The 5177-nt window shown below is 70.6% G+C and carries 3 protein-coding genes; 1 reads left to right on the top strand and 2 read right to left on the bottom strand.

Annotation, left to right across the window (positions count from 1 at the left end; genetic code table 11):
• Positions 1-1143, bottom strand: a 1143-nt coding sequence (locus tag GBZ26_RS26585; RefSeq protein ID WP_247884918.1) for an OpgC family protein, incomplete at its 3' end; no start/stop codon positions are given.
• Between the two features lie 225 nt (positions 1144-1368).
• Between GBZ26_RS26585 and GBZ26_RS26580 the strand changes: the two genes are divergently transcribed.
• Positions 1369-3138, top strand: a complete 1770-nt coding sequence (locus GBZ26_RS26580) for a protein arginine N-methyltransferase (protein WP_174441404.1) — start codon at positions 1369-1371, stop codon at positions 3136-3138.
• A gap of 47 nt (positions 3139-3185) precedes the next feature.
• Here the strand turns inward: GBZ26_RS26580 and GBZ26_RS26575 are convergent.
• The coding region (locus GBZ26_RS26575) for a molybdopterin-containing oxidoreductase family protein (protein ID WP_174441403.1) at positions 3186-5177 on the bottom strand (1992 nt) is incomplete at its 5' end.

Genomic DNA, 5177 nt, shown 5'->3' with positions numbered 1-5177 from the left:
GGCCAATGGGGCGGTTGGGGCCAGTGGAGCGGCGGGTGCCGCGGGCGGGGCGGACGCCGGTTGGCGCGGTGGCCGTCCCACGGACTGGTACCAGGTCAGCACCCGCGCGGCGGCCACCATCACGGCGATGCCGGCGAGTGTGACCGAAAACTGGGCCAAAAGCGAGGCGGACCAGTGGTTCAGCACCGTCTGGCCGGCGAAGGACAGGAAAATGCCCAGGCAGAAGACCTGAAGCGACTGCCGCCCGCACAGGATCACCGGGGCCAGCGCCGGCCAGCGCAGCCACGCGCTGTCGATGCGCGCGACCTGAAGCACGACATAGGCCAGCGCGCAGAAATGCGCGAGCCGCAGCAGGTCGAGGTCGGTCTTGCTGATCGGATAGAGGATCTCCGCCAGCCACACCGGCATCAGCGCGGCCATCGGCGCGATTTGCCAGGAGATCACCAGCAGCAGCGAGGCGAACAGATACCCCCCGGCCAGCCACAGCAGGGCGGTCCGCCGCCTCGTCAGCGCCGACGCCACGCCGGGCAGCCGCTGCATGGTGGCCCCCAGCACGAACAGGAGTTGCCAAGCGAAGGGGTTGAAGAACCAGACGCCGCCGTCCGGGTAGGTCGGCAGGTTCCAGTCCAGCAGCCGCGCCGCCGCGTAGAGCGTGGCCGACCCGGCCAGCAGGGCCAGCGGCCAGCGGCGCAGCACCGGCAGCAGCACCGGGAGGGACAGCAGCAGCACGATGTAGAGCGGCAGGATGTCCAGGTTGGCCGGGCGGAACTTCAGAGCCAGCGCCTGGACCAGCGACAGCGCGGGATCGGCGAAGAAGCCGGCGATGCCCATTTCCTCGGTGAACAGCGGGTTGTCGAAGACCCGCGCTGTGTAGGCGACCTGCGCCGTGAAGGCGATGAACAGGAAGAGATAGGCGACGTAGAGCGTCCAGCAGCGGTCCAGCACCTTGGCGGCCGCGAACCGCCAGCCGTGCTGGTCCAGTATCCGCGAATAGACCAGCGCCGACGTGTAGCCGGAGATGAAGACGAACACCTCGGTCGCGTCGCTCAGACCGAAGTTGCGCATCGTCACCCAGGCGATCTGGTTGCCCGGGATGTGGTCCACGAAGATGAACCACAGGGCCAGCCCGCGGAAAAAGTCCAACCGAAGATCGCGCATCCCGCCCGACGCCACCGCCTCGTCCCGCTCTGGTTTCGTGTGCGGCGCACCGTGGCACGCTGCTCCCGTCTTGGCAATCGGCTCGGCGGCAGTGCTGTCGTAGGGACTCCGGGACGTACGGCGCCATGCAAATCGTCGCGTGTTGTGCTATCACCGCGCGCAACCGGTTACGCGCGGCGGCACCACGCCGCTGCCGGTCAGGAAGGACCCATGATGGCGACCATTGAAGAAGCGCTCGACATCGCGATCGACCATCACGTGTCCGGTCGCCTGACGGAAGCCGAGACCATTTACAGCCGCATCCTTGACGTGGACCCTCTGAACGCGCCCGCCTTGCATCTGGCGGGGGTGCTGGCCTGCCAGACAAACCGCCTCGACACCGCGCTCGACCGGTTGGGCCTCGCCGTCCGGGAGGCTCCCGGCATGGCCGCCTACCGCATCGACCGCGCCAAGGCGCTGATGGCCGCGGAACGGTGGAACGCAGTCGCGTCGGCCTTGCGCCCCGTCCTCCTGGCGCTGGCCCCCGATTCCGCCGAGGGCTGGTATTTCCTGGCACTGGCGGAGCATCATTCCGGCGGCATGGACGCTGCCATCGCGGCGTTGGAGCGCGCCTGCGTCCTGGCCCCCGAGCGGGGCGACATGAGCGGCCGGCTCGCCCTGCTTCACCAGCAGCGGGGACAGGAGTCCCTGCGGCGGTCCCGGCACACCGCGGCCCTGGTGGACTACCGGCGCGCGGCGGCGTTGCTGCCGGAGGATGCCGAGATACGCTTCCAGCTTGCCACCACGCTGCTGGAATCCAACCGCTTCGAAGCGGCGGTCGATATGTACCACCAGGCGTTGAGCCTCGACCCGGCGGGCGGTTTCACCCTGCACAATCTGGGCATGGCGCTGGCCAGGAGTGGCCGGGTGGAGGATGCGCTGACCGCGCTGCGCCGTGCCGCACGCCTCGACACCGGCCACATCGCCGCGCGCAAGGCTCTGGCCCTCATGCTGGCGCCGCGCGATCCGGCCGAGGCCGCCCTGTGGTCCGCCGAAGCCCTGGGTCTCAAGGGGTTGCCGGCCATTCAGGAAACGCCGCCGTCCGCCAAGCCGCCGTTGCAATTGCGGGCGGACGGCGTCGCCGTGGCAACGCGACAACCGGACTACCCTCCCGCGGTCGCCTTCCTGCCGGCCGAGCCGGGCCGTCCCATGCTGGCCGAACGGCCCTGCCGTCACGGGTTGATGCGTTTCTTCCCGCAGGACGCCTATGTCGGGTTCTCCCTCGGGCACTACGGCGAGTATTCGGACGAAGAGCACCGCCTTGCCGCGATGCTGGCGGCTGCCGGCGACGTGGTGGTGGAGGCGGGATCGAACATCGGTTCCCACACCGTTCCGCTGGCCCGGTTGGTCGGCCCCACCGGGCTCGTCCACGCCTTCGAACCGCAACGCGCGGTGCACGATCTGCTGGCCCACAACCTCGCCGCCAATGGGCTCGGCAACGTCGTCCTGCACCGGGCGGCGGTCGGCAACGCGCCCGGGCATGTCACCGTTCCGATTCCCGATTATGGGCGGCCCGGCAACTTCGGCGCCGTCAGCATGGGGGCCCTCGACGGCGAGGTGGTGCCGGTCGAGACGGTCGACGGCCTCGGCCTGGAGCGGCTGGCCCTGCTGAAGGCGGACGTGGAGGGCATGGAGGCGATGGTGATCGAGGGGGCGATCCGCAGCATCGCCCGTTGCCGACCCGCGCTCTATCTGGAGAACGACCGGGAAGAGCAATCCGCCGATCTGATCGCCATGCTCCAGGATCTCGGCTACCGGCTGTGGTGGCACATCGTGCCGATCTACAACCCGGCCAACCACGCGGGCAATCGCTACGATGCCTTTCCCGGCGTGGTGTCCCTGAACCTTCTAGGGCTGCCGGAAGGCCGCCCCTGCCCCCTGCCGGCTCTGCCGCCGGTCACCGGGCCCGGCCAATCCTGGCGCGAGGCCCTGATGCGCTAGGAGTGCCGTTGCCCGTCGGTGCACCGGCCTTTCCCAGTTGGGCTTGCTCAAGCGGCGTCGTCGGCCTTGCGCACCCGCACATGGCTGTCGTGGAAGGCGGCTCCGCCGAAGGGCGCCACCGGGTCGGCGCCGGTCAGGCTGTTGATGCCGCGTCCGCCCTCGTGCGCGGCGTTGGGCCAGATGGATTCGGCGATCACCACGCCCCGCCGCACCCCGTCGAACAGCCGCGCGTGCAGCAGGACCGCGCCGCGCCCGTTGGCGGCTTCCACCCGGTCGCCCTCCGCGATGCCCAGCGCCGCCGCGTCCTCGGGGTGCAGCATCAGGCTCGGGCGGCGTTCCCGTCCCGCGGAGGTCGGCGTCTCGGTGAAGCTGCTGTTCAGGAAGTTGCGGGCCGGCGCGGTGACCAGCCGGAAGGGATGCTCGTCGTCCGCCTCCTCCGTCACCGCCCAATGGTCGGGGAAGGCCGGCATGGCATCGACCGGGCCGAAGGTGGACGGGGCGGCGTAGGGCACCTTGGGCCAGTCCGGCTTCAGGCGGAACTTGCCGTCGGGCCAGCGGAAGCCCTTCACGAAATGCGCGTCCTCGAAGTCCGGCTGCACGTCGAGGAAGCGCTGGGATTCCAGCGCCTCCAGCGTGCCGTGGCCGGACGCGCGCAGCGTGGCGTCGATCAACTCCCGCTCGGTCATGGAGAAACCGGGGTGGGAGTCGCTGCCCAGCCGCCGCGCCAGCTCGCCGATGACGGCGTGGTTGGGCCGGCAGTCGCCGGGCGGATCGACCAGCTTCGGTCCGAGCAGGATGTGCTGGTTGCCGCCCGCCTGATAGAGGTCGTCGTGCTCCAGGAACATGGTGGCGGGCAGCACGATGTCGGCCATGCGGGCCGTCTCGGTCATGAACTGCTCGTGCACGCAGACGAACAGGTCGTCGCGGGCGAAGCCGCGACGCACGCGCGCCTGATCGGGGGCGATGGTCACCGGATTGGTGTTCTGGATCAGCAGCGCCGTTACCGGCGGGCCGCCGGCCAGCGCCTCCGGGTCACCCTCCAGGATCGGGCCGATGCGCGACTGGTCGAGCATGCGTACGGTCGGGTCGCGCAGGTCCAGCCCCTCGATCAGCGTCTTGTTCCAGCCGTAGATGCCGCTGTTGGAATGGAAGGCGCCGCCGCCCTCGACCTGCCAGGCGCCGCTGACCACCGGGATGCAGGACGCGGCGTGCATATTCACCGCCCCGTTGCGCGAGCGGGTGAAGCCGTAGCCCAGCCGGAAATAGCTGCGCGGCGTTCGCCCGACCAGCCGGGCGAAGGCCTCGATCTCCGCGGCCGGCAGGCCGGTGATGGCCTCGGCCCATTCCGGCGTCCGGCTGGCGAGATGCGCCTCCAGCCCGGCGGGGTCGTCGGCGTGGCTGGCGAGGTAGGCGCGGTCGGCCAACCCGTCGCGGAACAGCACATGCATGACCGCGCAGGCCAGCGCCCCGTCGGTGCCCGGACGGATCAGCAGGGGAATGTCCGCCTGCTCCATGGTCGGGGTGCGGTAGACGTCGACCACGGCGATCTTCGCCCCGCGCTCCTTGCGGGCGCGGACGGCGTGGGTCATCACGTTGACCTGGGTGGAGACGGCGTTGGTGCCCCAGATCACCACGAGGTCGGACTTGGCCATCTCGCGCGGGTCGGCCCCGGCCAGCTTGCCGGCGCCGGCCAGCCAGCCGGCCCAGGCCGGGTTGGTGCAGATGGTGGCGAAGAAGCCCGACCAGCGCCGGGCGTGGCGCAGCCGGTTGATGCCGTCGCGCTGCACCAGCCCCATGGTGCCCGCGTAGTAGTAGGGCCACACCGTCTCCGGTCCGTGCCGCCGCTCCGCCTCCAGGAACCGGTCGGCGACGATGTCCAGCGCCTCGTCCCAGGAGATCGGCGCGAACTGGCCGGAGCCCTTGGGGCCGGTGCGGCGCAGCGGCTGCGTCAGCCGGTCGGGGTGGTGCACCCGCTCGGCGTAGCGGGCGACCTTCGCGCAGATCACCCCGGCGGTGGAGCTGTCGGCGGGCGGGGCGCC

It is taken from the genome of Azospirillum formosense (assembly GCF_013340925.1).
In the GTDB taxonomy this organism is placed as follows: domain Bacteria; phylum Pseudomonadota; class Alphaproteobacteria; order Azospirillales; family Azospirillaceae; genus Azospirillum; species Azospirillum formosense.
The sequence above is the reverse complement of the archived record's forward strand: the minus strand, read 5'-3'. Positions and strand labels throughout refer to the sequence as shown.

Coding starts and splice junctions, on each gene's coding strand:
- GBZ26_RS26580 (WP_174441404.1), top strand. CDS start 1,369: ATGATGGCGACCATTGAAGAAGCGCTCGACATCGCGATCGACCATCAC.